This is a genomic window from Cupriavidus sp. GW822-FHT06G04, assembly GCF_058799075.1.
Map to the genome: position 1 here is coordinate 490,239 of NZ_JBXALD010000002.1, position 14,006 is coordinate 504,244.

The window sequence follows — 14,006 nt, forward strand, 5'->3', positions numbered from 1 at the left end:
AACTTGCAGAATGACCGTCGCTGATCGCCCAAAACTGGAACAATCGGGCAAGAAAACGGCCGGGACATTGCCCGGCCGTTGTGTCGATGCCGCACCCGGTGCGGCGCCCTCGGAGCGTGCTCAGGCTTCTGCGCGCTGTTCGCTCTCCGGCGCCTCGGGGGGCTCCGGATCGGCTTCCGAAAAGCTCAGCAGGATCTGGTCGTTGTCGTCCAGATCGACCGCCACCTTGCCTCCGGTCAGCAGCCTGCCAAACAGCAGTTCGTCGGCGAGCGCCTTGCGGATCATGTCCTGGATCAGGCGCTGCATTGGCCGTGCACCCATCAGCGGGTCGAAACCCTTCTTGGCCAAATACTTGCGCAGCTTTTCCGAGAAACTGGCTTCCACCTTCTTCTCGTGCAGCTGCTCTTCCAGCTGCATCAGGAACTTGTCCACCACACGCAGGATGATCTCCTCATCGAGCGCACGGAAGCTGATGGTGGCATCGAGCCGGTTGCGGAACTCGGGCGTGAACATCCGCTTGATGTCGGCCATCTCGTCGCCCTGCTCGCGCGCCGTGGTGAAACCGATCGTCGCCCGGTTCATCGTTTCGGCTCCCGCATTGGTGGTCATGATGATGATCACGTTGCGGAAGTCGGCGCGACGGCCGTTGTTATCGGTCAGCGAGCCATGGTCCATCACCTGCAGCAGGATATTGAAAATATCCGGATGCGCCTTCTCGATCTCGTCGAGCAGCAGCACGCAATGCGGCTTCTTGGTGACGGCCTCGGTCAGCAAGCCGCCCTGGTCGAATCCGACATAGCCCGGCGGCGCGCCGATCAACCGGCTGACCGCATGGCGCTCCATGTATTCGGACATGTCGAAGCGCAGCAACTCGATGCCCATGATGAACGCGAGTTGCTTGGCCACTTCGGTCTTGCCCACGCCGGTCGGGCCGGAGAACAGGAAGGAGCCGATAGGCTTGTCGGTCTTGCCCAGCCCCGCACGCGACATCTTGATCGCCGCGGACAGCGCCTCGATCGCGGGATCCTGACCGAACACCACCGATTTCAGGTCGCGTTCCAGCGTCTGCAGCTTGCTGCGATCGTCCTGGTTGACGCTCTGCGGCGGAATGCGCGCGATGCGCGACACGATGTCCTCGATCTCGCCCTTGCCGATCGTCTTCTTCTGCTTCGACTTCGGCAGGATCCGCTGCGCGGCGCCCGCCTCATCGATCACATCGATAGCCTTGTCCGGCAGATGGCGGTCGGTAATGAAGCGCGCTGACAGTTCGGCGGCGGCAGTCAGCGCCGACGCCGCGTACTTCACGCCATGGTGTTCCTCGAAGCGCGATTTCAGGCCGCGCAGGATCTGCACGGTCTGGTCGACCGACGGTTCGACCACGTCGATTTTCTGGAAACGGCGCGACAGTGCGGCGTCTTTTTCGAAAATGCCGCGATATTCGGTGAACGTGGTCGCGCCGACGCACTTGAGCTGCCCCGACGACAGCGCCGGCTTGAGCAGGTTGCTGGCGTCCAGCGTGCCGCCCGACGCGGCGCCCGCGCCGATCAGCGTGTGGATCTCGTCGATAAACAGGATCGCGTTCGGATTGTCCTTGAGCGACTTCAGCACACCCTTCAGGCGCTGCTCGAAATCGCCGCGATACTTCGTGCCGGCCAGCAACGCGCCCATGTCGAGCGAGTACACCGTGGCCTTTTCAAGGATATCGGGCACTTCGTTCTTGGTGATGCGCCAAGCAAGGCCTTCCGCGATCGCGGTCTTGCCTACGCCGGCCTCGCCCACCAGCAGCGGATTGTTCTTGCGCCGGCGGCACAGCACCTGCACCACGCGCTCGACCTCGCTGTCCCGGCCGATCAACGGGTCTATCTTGCCGGCCTTGGCCAGCGCGTTCAGGTTCTGCGTGTATTGCTCGAGCGGGCTTTCCTTGCCGTCGCCGCCCTCGCCCTCGGCATTGCCTTCGCCGTGCTTGGCGGGCTCCGCCTGATCCTTGCGGATGCCGTGGCTGATGAAGTTGACCACGTCCAGGCGCGTCACGCCCTGCTGCTGCAGGTAGTACACCGCGTGGGAGTCCTTCTCGCCGAAGATCGCCACCAGCACGTTCGCGCCGGTGACTTCCTTCTTGCCGTTCGACGTCGATTGCACGTGCATGATGGCGCGCTGGATCACACGCTGGAATCCCAGCGTGGGCTGCGTGTCCACCTCGTCCGTGCCGGGCACGACGGGCGTGTTATCGGCAATGAAGTTCTTCAGACTGGTGCGCAAGTCCTCGATATTTGCCGCGCACGCGCGCAGCACTTCGGCCGCCGTCGGGTTGTCGAGCAACGCCAGCAGAAGGTGTTCCACGGTAATGAACTCGTGGCGAGCCTGGCGTGCCTCGACAAAGGCCATGTGCAGGCTTACTTCCAATTCTTGCGCAATCATGCTTCCTCCATCACGCACTGCAGCGGGTGGCCCGCCTGCCGCGCATGGGTTGATACAAGCTCGACCTTGGTCGCCGCGATATCCCGCGTGTAGATACCGCAAACGCCCTTGCCTTCCCGGTGAACGGTCAGCATGATCTGCGTCGCCGTTTCCCGGTCCCTGCTGAAATACTGCTGCAGGATCATCACGACAAACTCCATGGGAGTGTAGTCGTCGTTGAGCAGGAGCACCTTGTACATCGCCGGCGGCTTGAGCTGCTGCTCTTTCCGCTCGATTACCGTGCCTGCATCGCGTTGGGGGGTGTTCGCCAGCCGTGTCGCCATGGCTTTTATTCTAACCCTTACTCACAAGTCTGCAATTTGGGGAACTGGACCCGTATTCAAGTCCCGCTCATTGGAAAATTCCGGAGGTGGGCCACCGTACAGAAGCCGCCCAGCGCACGTTTGCGGTGCATCCGGTTGCCGCCGCGCACCGTACCGGACCGGAAATGCCTGCGCCGCAACGGGACGGACGAATCCGCGCACCACGGCAGCTAAGGTACCATCTGCGGCCGTTTCAATCCCGCCACACCCCACGCCGAGTGGGGAATCTGCCAACTTGACAGTGTGTAGGTTTGCCAGAAAAATCGATCGCACATCTGCTCCCGGCCAGCGAGCCAAGCATACAGGCCGGATCGGATGTTTCCGTGAGCAGGGAGGCCCACGACCGGCGTTGGCCAGTTGTTACCGGCCCGCATCCAGGCGGGCGCCGAGCGACTGACCACGCGAATTTCATTTGCGCGGCGCTGTTGTTGCAGCCCCTCCGGGGATTGCATGCACAAGCCCGTCGAGGTGGTGTTCGGCTGGCCATTGGTTTCCCCGCTTGAAATCAGCTTTTTCGTTGGGGGAGTTTATGGCAAGCGGTATCGTCAAATGGTTCAATGACGCCAAGGGTTTTGGCTTTATCAAGCCGGACGACGGCGAGGAAGAACTGTTTGCGCACTTTTCGGCCATTCAGATGGCGGGTTTCAAGACGCTGAAGGAAGGCCAGCGCGTTGTGTTCGAAGTCGTGCAAGGCCCGAAGGGCAAGCAAGCGACGAACATCCAGGACGCCAACCAGTAAAGTGCGCCGCGACCGAACGCGCCATAGAGCGGTGTCGGTCCATGCGGATGTGAAGGGAATGTTCTTCCCTTCGGAACGGGATCCTGTGCGACGGTGGACCACGTCCTGCCGCAGCACGCTGCAATAGCGGTACGCCAGCATCCGACAAGACGCCCGGCGCATGTCATCCATGCGCCGGGCGTTTCTGCTTTTGTTTCCGCATTGGCGGAAGGATGGAAAAGCGGCCGCTTGGGCCGCCCTTCGATGCCACACCCGACCGGGCCGCGATGTTCGCGCGCCATCCGGACCGGGCCATCCGGCGTCACATGTTGTCGATCATTACCTGCCCGAACCCGGAGCACGATACCTGCGTGGCACCTTCCAGAAGTCGCGCAAAATCGTACGTGACCTTCTTCGACTGGATCGACTTCTCCATCGCGTCGATGATCAGGTCCGCAGCCTCCGTCCATCCCATGTGACGCAGCATCATTTCCGCGGACAGGATTTCAGAGCCCGGATTCACATAGTCCTTGCCCGCGTACTTCGGCGCGGTGCCGTGGGTGGCTTCGAACATCGCCACGGAATCCGACATGTTCGCGCCGGGCGCAATCCCGATCCCGCCGACCTGCGCCGCAAGCGCGTCCGAAATGTAGTCGCCGTTCAGGTTCAGGGTGGCGATCACCGAATATTCGGCCGGCCGCAGCAGGATCTGCTGCAGGAAAGCGTCGGCGATGGCGTCCTTGACGACGATGTCGCGTCCGGTCTTGGGATTCTTGAACTTGCACCACGGGCCGCCATCCACCAGTTGGGCGCCGAATTCCTGCTGCGCGAGTTCATAGCCCCAATCGCGGAAGCCGCCTTCCGTGAATTTCATGATGTTGCCCTTGTGCACCAGCGTCACGGACGGCTTGTCGTTGTCGATGGCGTACTGGATGGCCTTGCGCACCAGGCGCTGCGTGCCCTGCTTGGAAACGGGCTTGACGCCGATGCCGGACGTGTCCGGGAAACGGATCTTCGTCACACCCATTTCGTTGCGCAGGAAGGCGATCAGCTTTCGCGCGCCCTCGCTGCCGGCCTCCCATTCGATACCCGCGTAGATGTCTTCGGAGTTCTCGCGGAAAATCACCATGTCGGTCTTTTCGGGCTCGCGCACGGGCGAAGGCACGCCCTTGAAATAGCGAACCGGGCGCAGGCAGACGTAAAGGTCAAGCTGCTGGCGCAGCGCCACGTTCAGCGATCGGATGCCACCGCCGACGGGCGTGGTGAGCGGACCCTTGATCGACACCACATATTCCTTGACGACGTCGAGCGTTTCGTCCGGCAGCCAAACGTCCGGGCCGTAGATGCGGGTCGACTTCTCCCCGGCGTAGACTTCCATCCAGGCGATCTTGCGCTTGCCGCCGTAGGCCTTGGCGACCGCTGCATCCACCACCTTCAGCATCACCGGCGTGATATCCACGCCCGTTCCGTCGCCTTCGATGTACGGGATGATCGGGTTGTCGGGCACGTTCAGCGAGAAATCGGCGTTGACCGTGATTTTTTCGCCTGCCGGCACCTTGATGTGCTGATACATAATCGTCTCCAACTGCGGATGGGGTGATGACTGCCCGGGCTTGCCGCCGGGCCACGCGATTGTGTTGTGCGAGGCATTGTAGCGGGCGTTTCAGCCTCGTCACATGGCGGCGGACCTGCAGGCCGTGCACCGCCAAGTATCTCGCACATGTCTTATATAAGACATAAGACTATTCTCAATATTATGCATAAAGCGATGGCGCGCGCCAACTTGCGGACGCGGAATACTGGCGCGCGCGGCCTTGGGAGATAATGCGCGCCCATGACCCTGATCGCCCTCAACAAGCCCTTCCAGATGATGAGCCAGTTTTCGGCGCACCCCACGCGCGCGACGCTGGCCGATTGCGTCGATGTGCCCGGCGTGTACCCGGCGGGCCGGCTCGATGCGGACAGCGAAGGCTTGCTGCTGCTGACCGATGACGGCGCGTTGCAGGCGCGCATTGCCGATCCCCAACACAAACTCACCAAGACCTATTTCGCGCAGGTGGAAGGCGTGCCGGACGAGGCGGCGCTGCGGCTGTTGCGCAGCGGGGTGGATCTTGGCGATTTCAAGACGCTGCCCGCGAAAGTGTCGATCGTTGACGCGCCTGCATGGTTGTGGGATCGGGATCCGCCAATCCGGTTTCGCGCCGCCATTCCTACTACCTGGATTCAACTCGCGATTCGCGAAGGCAAGAATCGTCAGGTGCGTCGCATGACCGCGGCCGCGGGTTATCCGACGCTGCGACTGATCCGCGCATCGATCGGCGATGTGTCGCTGCCCGCATTGCATCTGACGCCCGGCCAATGGTGCGAACTGGATGTGCGCACATTAGGACTTACACACAACGTTTCGCCTGTGCGCAAGACAAAACCTGCACAGACGGCGCGGGTGATGCAGGTAAAACATGGTTACAAATCCCGGCCGACATGACGTCAACGCACAACGCAAGCGCGTCGTTTTTGCGAGTGACACGTCTACTGCGCGTCAAACCTTCCAAATACTGGATACAAATTCTTCGAGGTACTCGCAATGAAAAAACTGATCGCTGCCCTGGTTGTTGGCCTGTTCGCTACTGGCGCCTTCGCCCAAGCTTCGGCACCCGCTGCTGACACTGCAGCGCCGGCCGCCAAGGAAGCCGCGAAGCCGGCGAAGACCACCAAGAAGAAGACCACTAAGAAGAAGCACGCCAAGAAGGCGGAAGCTTCGGCACCGGCCGCTCAGTAAAGGCGGCACGCGCGCGGGCGGCGGCGCAAGCCTCGACCCGCGTGGATGTGAAAGGCAGGCACGTTTGACACGTCCTGCCTTTTTTCATGTCCGCGCACCCGCTGCCGCCGACACACACCTGATCGGCTGCGCTATGCTTTGGCCTGCTGCGGACTCTCAACGACCAGAATCAACCCATGCACATCGTGCTCAAGTCTCTGCTTGCCATCGGCGCCACGGCGCTGACTGGGCTGGCCCACGCGCAGGCGGCAATGCCCGTGATTCCCTTGACTGCCGGAATGTACGCGATCCAGGCCGAAGTGGCGGCGACCCCGGAACAGCGTGAACGCGGGCTGATGTACCGCAAGAGCATGCCCGCCAACGCCGGCATGCTGTTCCTGTTCGACGAAAAGGCCGGTCACTGCTTCTGGATGAAGAACACGAACCTTCCGCTGTCGATCGCCTTTCTGGCCGACGACGGCAGCATCGTCAATATCGAGGACATGGCGCCGCAAACGGAGGACAACCACTGCCCGCGCGCAGCGGTCCGTTACGCGCTGGAGATGAACAAGGGATGGTTCGCGCAGAAAGGCATCAAGCCCGGCGCAAAGATCGGCGGCCTGCCGCAGCCGCGACAGGCGCAGTGAGACGCGGCGGCGCAGCGCGCCGCGCGATCAATCGCGGAAGTTGTTGAAATCGAGCGGCGCTTCGGCAACGTCCTTGCGCAGCAACGCAATCACCGACTGCAGATCGTCGCGCTTGGTGCCCGTCACGCGCACCGCATCGCCCTGGATGCTGGCCTGAACCTTGATCTTGCTGTCCTTGATCATGCGTACGATCTTCTTGGACAAATCTCCGGTCACGCCCTTCTTGATCGTGATGACCTGCTTGACCTTGTCGCCGCTGATCTTCTCGACCTTGCCGTAGTCCAGGAAGCGCACATCGACATTGCGCTTGGCCATCTTGTTGATCATGACATCCTTGACCTGGCCGAGTTTGAAGTCGTCATCGGCGAACGCGGTCAGTTCGCCTTCCTTTTGCTCGACACGGGCGTCGGAACCCTTGAAGTCGAACCGCGTGGAAATTTCCTTGTTGGCCTGTTCCACGGCGTTCTTCACTTCGACCATGTTGGCTTCGCAAACTACGTCAAACGACGGCATATCGATTCTCCTGGTGTTGCGATGGCGCAGCCGGCAAGCGGCGGCGATCCGGATCGGTTACGTATAATCGGGGGCTGCCCCGGTCCGGGGTTCTCCTCCCCGTCCTTGCATGGCAGATTTCCACGAATTTTATCCCCTGCGCACCCACAATACATTCGGGTTCGATGCCCACGCGCGTCTGGCAGCCCACATCCGCAGTGAATCAGATCTGGTGGACGCCCTGCGCGACGCTCGCATCGCCGGCATGCCCGTGGTGGTGCTGGGCGGCGGCAGCAACGTGGTATTGACCGGCGACCTCGATGCCTGCGTGTTGCTGATGGAAATCCCCGGCTATGACGTCACGCAGGACGACGAAGCGTGGCTCGTCACGGCCGGCGCGGGCGAAAACTGGCACGCGCTGGTCGGCCGCACCGTTGCCGATGGCATGCCGGGGCTGGAAAACCTGGCGCTGATCCCAGGCACGGCCGGCGCGGCCCCGATTCAGAACATCGGCGCCTATGGCGTGGAACTGCGCGAGCGCTTTGAGCGCCTGCGCGCGTTCGATCGTCAGTCGGGCGAGTTTGTCACACTCGATCTGGACGCGTGCGCTTTTGGATATCGGGACAGCCTGTTCAAGCACGAAGGCAAGGATCGCTACATCATCACCGCGGTGACGCTGCGTCTGCCCAAGGCGTGGCGCCCGGTGCTCAATTACGGTGAACTGGCGCGCGAACTCGCGGCCCAGGGATCGCCTAGCGCCGCGCAGGTACGGGATGCCGTGATCGCCATCCGCTCGCGCAAACTGCCCGATCCCAGCCAGATCGGCAACGCCGGATCGTTCTTCAAGAATCCGGTCGTCGATGCGGTCAAGCGCAACGCCTTGCTCGACGAGTATCCGGCGCTGGTGAGCTATGCGCAGCCCGACGGCAGTTACAAGCTCGCGGCGGGCTGGCTGATCGACCAGTGCGGATTCAAGGGATTCGACGACGGTCCGGTGGGTGTCTATGACAAGCAGGCGCTGGTGCTGGTGCACCGTGGCGGCGGCAGCGGGGCCGCGCTGCTGAATCTTGCCCACCGCATCGCCGATGCGGTGCAGGGGCGTTTCGGTGTGCGGATCGAGCCGGAACCCGTCATTCTCTGAGTTCCGGCGCAAGCGGCGCGAAAATCAGGCGAAATGGCAGACGTAGTCGAGCGTGTCGGTCACCTCGATGTCGAAGCTGCTGTTGCCCGGTACGTCGAACTGCTGGCCAGCGCCGTAGGTCTTCCATTCTTCCGAACCGGCCAGACGCACGCGGCAGCTGCCCGCGTTGACTTCCATGATCTCGGGCGCGCCGGTGTTGAAGGTCAGCGATGACGGAAAGATCACGCCCAGCGTCTTGCGGGTGCCGTCGGCAAACAGCACGGTGTGGCTCACGCACTTGCCATCAAAGTACAGGTTGGCCTTCTTGACGACGGACACATTGTCGAACTGGCTCATTTCAATCTCCTCGAATCGATCGGTTCAGGTTTCGTAAGACGTAAAAAAGGGAGCCTGCGCGGCCCCCTTCCATTGATGCTGGCACCGCCTCAATAGCGGCCGCAGAGCAGGTATTCCATCAGCGCCTTCTGGACGTGCAGGCGGTTCTCGGCCTCTTCCCACACGACGCTGCGCGGGCCATCGATCACCGCGGCCTCCACTTCCTCGCCGCGGTGGGCGGGCAGGCAATGCATGAACAGCGCGTCGGCGCTGGCGCGGTCCATCATCGGCGTGGTAACCATCCAGTCCTTGAAGGCGCGCTTGCGGGCTTCGTTCTCGGCTTCGAAACCCATGCTGGTCCACACGTCGGTGGTCACCAGGTGCGCGCCGGCGCAAGCCTCGAGCGGATCGGCAAACACCTTCACGCGCGACGCGGCGCTGGCCGGCACCATGGCAGGGTCGAGCTGATATCCCGGCGGCGCGGAGAAATGGAACGTGAAGTCCAGCCGTTCGGCAGCCTGGATCCACGTGTACGCCATATTGTTGGCGTCGCCGATCCACGCCACGGTCTTGCCGGCGATGCTGCCGCGCTGCTCGATGTACGTAAAGATATCGGCCAGCACCTGGCAGGGGTGGTATTCGTTGGTCAGGCCGTTGATCACCGGTACGCGCGAGTGCGCGGCAAAGCGGTCGATGATCTCCTGCCCGAACGTGCGGATCATGATGATGTCGACCATGCGCGAAATCACCTGCGCCGCATCCTCGATCGGCTCGCCACGACCCAGTTGCGAATCGCGCGTATTCAGGAACACCGCATGGCCGCCCAACTGGTGGATGCCCGCTTCGAACGACAGGCGGGTACGCGTGGAATTCTTCTCGAAGATCATGGCCAGCGTGCGATCGTGCAGCGGATGCCAGGTTTCGTAGTTCTTGAACTTCGCCTTCAGAATCCTCGCGCGGTCCAGCAGGTACTCATATTCCTCGGCACCGAGGTCGCTGAACTGGAGGTAATGCTTGATCGGGGATGGGCTCATAAAACAAAGAAGGCGGCTCGCTGGGGACTCGTGGCCGGCGCGCCGGGAACGGCAATCGCCTGGGACCAGAGCGTGTCGCGGAGCCGCCTTGCGCGTCGCTTACGCAATGTAATTGCAAGAATCATAAGGGATTATTCCAGCTTTGGCGAGCCCGCTCCGTTAACCCGGACAGGCGCGGCGCGCGCCCGGCTGACAGCTTCCCGACAGGATTTCCTCCTATGCGCAAGTCTTATATAAGATATAATACTGGCTGATTCACGCGGGGCCCGGCATACCCTTGCCGACCGCCCGCCGCCGGCATCAAAAGTGCCCCCGCCGAGACCATCGCCCCGCTGCAAATTCCGGATGCACGCGAACCAATCGCTCAACGGATGCGTCAAACGGGCGCCCGTTCAAGGCGGGTTTACCGTCGAGTCACCAAGCAGATCCCCGCAGTCCCATGACCACCCCCCAAGTTCGCGAATACTTTATCCAAGGCGTTACCAAGGAAGGCAAGACCTTCCGCCCAAGCGACTGGGCTGAACGGTTGTGTGGCGTGATGGCGCAATTCCGCCCTGCTGGCGACACTGGGGATCCCCGACTGACCTATTCGCCGTATGTACGGCCGGTGATCGTCGCGGGCGTCAAGAACGTGGTGGTCGATACGCGGCTGCGCGAAATCGAGCCGAAAGCGCTCGATTTCGTGCTGAACTTTGCGCGCGACAACGACCTGCAAGTGGTGGAAGCCTGCTCGCTGGGCGAGTGAGCATCTGCCGCCCGCCGCCTGCGGAGCCGGCTTTCCAGCCGCCCCAGCTGGCAACCAATGCAGACCCGGCCGTGGCGCCGGGTTTTTTATCGCCCGCGCGCTGCGATCAGCCGGATCGCAGGCGACGGAAGGACACCATATCCACCGACACGGCCGCGGCAATCGTCAAATACCGCGCTCGCCCCGATCCACCGCGCGCCAGGAACCAGCCAGAAACAAAAAAGCCCGTCCGAAGACGAGCTTTTTAGTGCAGGGCCACCGGAGTGGCCGCGGCAATTGCAACTATCAGGCAGCCATGGCCTTGATGGCAGCCGACAGGCGCGACTTGTGACGTGCAGCCTTGTTCTTGTGCACGATCTTCTTGTCGGCAATGCTGTCGATCACGGTTTGCGACTGCTTGAAGATTTCAGCGGCAGCGGCCTTGTCACCGGCGTCGATGGCCTTGCGGACAGCCTTGACGGCGGTGCGCAGGCGCGAGCGCAGGCTGGAGTTGTGGGCGTTCGCGGCGACGGCTTGGCGCGCGCGCTTGCGAGCTTGTGCGGAATTTGCCATGTATCTCTTCCTGAATTCAGAGTGCGCGCCCGGGGCGACGCAAATAATTTGGGACGCAACAATTAAGTCACATCTTGCGACCCGGGATGTTTCGACAAACGAATCCTGGACGCGACTGTCCTTGCGAATCGGCGATTATACACACATGCCGACGCCGCAGGCAAGGCCGATTCGTATACCCCGCACCACGGTCGTCGGACGCCAGCCGATCCGTATAATACGCGCCACATCTTGCGACGCGTGGCCGCACCGGGCGTGGCGCCGCGGCAACTTTATGATCCGGCGGGCGTCTGAATGGCGTTCGTCAACCGTGCAGGCCACTCCGGCTTCCGACGCTTCCCCCGATTTCTCATCTTGAACCTGCTCAAAGCGCTTGCCACCATCAGCAGTCTGACGATGCTTTCACGCATTACCGGGCTGATGCGTGAAATCCTGATCGCCCGCGCGTTCGGCGCGTCGGACATGACAGACGCCTTCAATGTGGCGTTCCGCATTCCCAACCTGCTGCGCCGCGTGTTCGGCGAAGGCGCGTTTTCTCAGGCGTTCGTACCGATTCTCAACGAATACCACGGCAAGCGCGGCGAAGCGGAAACCCACCAGTTGATCGATGCGGTGGCCACGATCATGGCGTGGGTGCTCGCGGCGGTCTCGCTGCTGGGCGTGATCGGGGCGCCGATCGTGATGACCGTCGTGGCCACCGGCTTTCGCGGCGACGCCGAAACCTACAACGCCGCGGTGTTCATGACGCGCGTGATGTTCCCGTATATCGGCTTGATCTCGATGGTCGCGCTGGCCTCGGGCATCCTGAACACTTGGCGCAATTTCGCGGTGCCCGCATTTACGCCGGTGCTGCTGAACGTTTGCCTGATCGTCGCGGCGCTGTTCGTCGGCCCGCATATGAGCCAGCCGATCTACGCCCAGGCTTGGGGCGTGCTCGCCGGCGGCGTGCTGCAACTGGCGATCCAGGTCCCCGCCATGCGCAGGCTTGGCGTGCTGCCGCGCATTTCGTTCAACCTGCGCCAAGCGTGGGCGAATCCCGGCGTGCGGCGCGTGATCCGCCAGATGGCGCCGGCGCTGCTGGCTGTGTCGGTCGCGCAGATCAGCCTCATCATCAATACCAATATCGCGTCGCGCCTGGCGGCCGGCAGCGTGTCGTACCTGACCTACGCGGATCGCCTGATGGAATTCCCCACCGCGCTGCTGGGCGTGGCGCTGGGCACCATCCTGTTGCCAAGCCTGTCGCGCGCCAGCGCCAACGACGATCGAGAGGAATACTCGGGACTGCTCGACTGGGGCCTGCGGCTGACGTTCCTGCTGGCCGTGCCCTGCGCCGTGGGGCTGTTCGTATTCGGCACGCCGCTGACCTCGGTGCTGTTCAATTACGGCAAGTTCGATGCACACGCCGTCGAGATGACCCGCCAGGCGCTGGTCTCCTACGGTGTCGGGCTGCTCGGGCTCATCCTCATCAAGATCCTGACGCCGGGTTTCTACGCGCGCCAGGATATCCGTACGCCGGTCAAGATCGCGCTGCTCGTGCTGGCCATCACGCAGGCGTCGAACTTCGTCTTCGTGCCGATGCTGGGTCACGCCGGCCTGGCGCTGTCGATCAGCTTCGGCGCAACGGTTAATGCGCTGCTGCTGTTCTTCGGCCTGCGCCGCCGCGGCTTCTATCAGCCGGCGCCGGGCTGGACGCTGTTCCTGCTGCGGCTGGTGGCGGCAGTGCTGATTCTGTCCGGCATGCTGCTCTGGCTGGCGCGCAATTTCGACTGGGTCGCCATGGGCGCCACGCCGGGCCTGCGGATCGCCTTGATGGCGGCATGCCTGGTACTTGCGGCGGCGGTCTACTTCGGTACACTGTGGCTCATGGGCCTGCGCTATGCGGCCTTCCGGCGCCGCGCCGGCTAGTCAGGAACATCGCCCCCATGACCTCCACGAAAGTCCTGGATTACTTTGCCAGCCTCGTGGCCGACGACGAAGCCATTCCGCTGACGGAAACCGCGCTCGCAATCGCCCAGGACGCCTATCCCGATCTCGACTTGCAAGCGGAACTGGCCGCCATGGATGTGCTGGCCGTCCGCCTCAAGCGGCGCATCGCCGAAGGCACGCCGGCCATCCAGCGCCTGCGCCTGCTCAACCATTTCTTCTACCGCGACCTTGGCTTCGGGCCCAACGCCAACGACTATTACGATCCGGACAATTCGTATTTGAACGTGGTGCTCAAGCAGCGCCGCGGCATTCCGATCTCGCTCGCTGTGCTGTATATGGAACTGGGCCAGCAGATCGGCCTGCCCCTCAAGGGTGTATCGTTCCCGAGCCATTTTCTGGTGCGCATGACGATCCCCGCGGGTGAGGTCGTGCTCGATCCGCTGACCGGAGAAACCTTGTCGCGGGAGCAGTTGCAGGAAATCCTCGACCCCTACCTGGAACGGGAGGGCGTGACCGATTCCAACGAGGTGCCGCTGGGCCTGTTCCTGCATGTGGCCAGCCATCGCGAAATCATTGCGCGCATGTTGCGCAACCTGAAGGCGATCTACCTGCAGGAATCGCGCTGGCAGCGGCTGCTCGCGGTGCAGAACCGGCTCGTGATCCTGCTGCCCGATTCCATCGAGGAAGTGCGTGATCGCGGGCTGGCCTACGCCAATCTGGAATGTTTCCGCCCCGCGCTGGAAGACCTGGAGGCCTACGTCCAGGCGCGTCCCGATGCCGCGGACACCACGCAGATCCGCGACCGGATGCCAGCCCTGCGGATGATGAGCCGCAGTCCCGGCTGAAGCCGCCGACGTTCATCGGAACGTCGGCCTTCTCACCGCCCTTCTCAGGCGCC

At 62.6% G+C, this 14,006-nt stretch carries 15 protein-coding genes; 8 read left to right on the forward strand and 7 right to left on the reverse strand.

Annotated elements, in window-relative coordinates; all coding sequences use genetic code 11:
* Window positions 1-120: 120 nt before the first annotated feature.
* The gene (gene clpA, locus AC1RKI_RS06255) at window positions 121-2,418 is read right to left on the reverse strand and encodes an ATP-dependent Clp protease ATP-binding subunit ClpA (RefSeq protein WP_061952888.1); all 2,298 of its coding nucleotides are present in this window, start codon (window positions 2,416-2,418) and stop codon (window positions 121-123) included.
* Window positions 2,415-2,741, reverse strand: coding sequence for an ATP-dependent Clp protease adapter ClpS (gene clpS, locus AC1RKI_RS06260; protein WP_061952890.1), 327 nt, complete (start codon window positions 2,739-2,741; stop codon window positions 2,415-2,417). Before clpS ends, clpA begins: the two co-directional genes overlap by 4 nt.
* Before the next feature lie 568 nt (window positions 2,742-3,309).
* On the opposite strand from clpS, the gene AC1RKI_RS06265 reads away from it, so the two are divergent.
* Window positions 3,310-3,519 carry a cold-shock protein gene (locus AC1RKI_RS06265; RefSeq protein WP_061952892.1) on the forward strand — a complete coding sequence of 70 codons (210 nt, stop codon included), beginning with the start codon at window positions 3,310-3,312 and terminating at the stop codon, window positions 3,517-3,519.
* Window positions 3,520-3,820: 301 nt separating this feature from the next.
* On the opposite strand, the gene icd is transcribed toward AC1RKI_RS06265, so the two are convergent.
* On the reverse strand, window positions 3,821-5,071 hold the full coding sequence (gene icd / locus AC1RKI_RS06270) for an NADP-dependent isocitrate dehydrogenase (RefSeq protein WP_150979592.1): 1,251 nt from the start codon (window positions 5,069-5,071) through the stop codon (window positions 3,821-3,823).
* 261 nt (window positions 5,072-5,332) lie between these two features.
* Between icd and AC1RKI_RS06275 the strand changes: the two genes are divergently transcribed.
* The 3 genes from AC1RKI_RS06275 (at window position 5,333) to AC1RKI_RS06285 (ending at window position 6,903) form a co-directional block, all read left to right on the forward strand.
* Window positions 5,333-5,983 carry a pseudouridine synthase gene (locus tag AC1RKI_RS06275; protein WP_492794469.1) on the forward strand — a complete coding sequence of 217 codons (651 nt, stop codon included), beginning with the start codon at window positions 5,333-5,335 and terminating at the stop codon, window positions 5,981-5,983.
* A 99-nt stretch (window positions 5,984-6,082) separates the two neighbouring features.
* Complete coding sequence (locus AC1RKI_RS06280) at window positions 6,083-6,277, forward strand: hypothetical protein (protein WP_061952899.1); 195 nt, start codon at window positions 6,083-6,085, stop codon at window positions 6,275-6,277.
* Window positions 6,278-6,453: 176 nt separating this feature from the next.
* On the forward strand, window positions 6,454-6,903 hold the full coding sequence (locus AC1RKI_RS06285; RefSeq protein WP_061952901.1) for a DUF192 domain-containing protein: 450 nt from the start codon (window positions 6,454-6,456) through the stop codon (window positions 6,901-6,903).
* A 27-nt stretch (window positions 6,904-6,930) separates the two neighbouring features.
* Here AC1RKI_RS06285 and AC1RKI_RS06290 read toward each other — a convergent pair whose 3' ends face one another.
* Window positions 6,931-7,416: a YajQ family cyclic di-GMP-binding protein gene (locus AC1RKI_RS06290; protein WP_061952902.1), complete on the reverse strand. Its 486-nt coding sequence runs from the start codon at window positions 7,414-7,416 to the stop codon at window positions 6,931-6,933.
* 109 nt (window positions 7,417-7,525) lie between these two features.
* Between AC1RKI_RS06290 and murB the strand changes: the two genes are divergently transcribed.
* On the forward strand, window positions 7,526-8,536 hold the full coding sequence (murB, locus tag AC1RKI_RS06295) for a UDP-N-acetylmuramate dehydrogenase (RefSeq protein ID WP_492794466.1): 1,011 nt from the start codon (window positions 7,526-7,528) through the stop codon (window positions 8,534-8,536).
* A gap of 24 nt (window positions 8,537-8,560) precedes the next feature.
* Here the strand turns inward: murB and ppnP are convergent, their stop codons facing one another.
* Together ppnP and argF are read right to left on the reverse strand one after the other, a co-directional pair.
* Window positions 8,561-8,872: a pyrimidine/purine nucleoside phosphorylase gene (ppnP, locus tag AC1RKI_RS06300; RefSeq protein ID WP_061952906.1), complete on the reverse strand. Its 312-nt coding sequence runs from the start codon at window positions 8,870-8,872 to the stop codon at window positions 8,561-8,563.
* A gap of 89 nt (window positions 8,873-8,961) precedes the next feature.
* The gene (argF, locus tag AC1RKI_RS06305; RefSeq protein ID WP_061952908.1) at window positions 8,962-9,885 is read right to left on the reverse strand and encodes an ornithine carbamoyltransferase; all 924 of its coding nucleotides are present in this window, start codon (window positions 9,883-9,885) and stop codon (window positions 8,962-8,964) included.
* Between the two features lie 439 nt (window positions 9,886-10,324).
* Here argF and AC1RKI_RS06310 point away from each other — a divergent pair, with 439 nt between their 5' ends.
* Window positions 10,325-10,630, forward strand: a complete 306-nt coding sequence (locus AC1RKI_RS06310; RefSeq protein WP_061952910.1) for a DUF3579 domain-containing protein — start codon at window positions 10,325-10,327, stop codon at window positions 10,628-10,630.
* Between the two features lie 285 nt (window positions 10,631-10,915).
* Here AC1RKI_RS06310 and rpsT read toward each other — a convergent pair whose 3' ends face one another.
* Window positions 10,916-11,182, reverse strand: a complete 267-nt coding sequence (gene rpsT, locus AC1RKI_RS06315) for a 30S ribosomal protein S20 (RefSeq protein WP_061952912.1) — start codon at window positions 11,180-11,182, stop codon at window positions 10,916-10,918.
* Between the two features lie 354 nt (window positions 11,183-11,536).
* On the opposite strand from rpsT, the gene murJ reads away from it, so the two are divergent.
* Both murJ and AC1RKI_RS06325 read left to right on the forward strand, forming a co-directional pair.
* The gene (gene murJ, locus AC1RKI_RS06320; RefSeq protein ID WP_061952962.1) at window positions 11,537-13,087 is read left to right on the forward strand and encodes a murein biosynthesis integral membrane protein MurJ; all 1,551 of its coding nucleotides are present in this window, start codon (window positions 11,537-11,539) and stop codon (window positions 13,085-13,087) included.
* Window positions 13,088-13,104: 17 nt separating this feature from the next.
* Entirely contained in the window at window positions 13,105-13,953 is an 849-nt protein-coding gene (locus AC1RKI_RS06325) for a SirB1 family protein (RefSeq protein WP_061952914.1), read from the forward strand.
* Window positions 13,954-14,006: the final 53 nt, after the last annotated feature.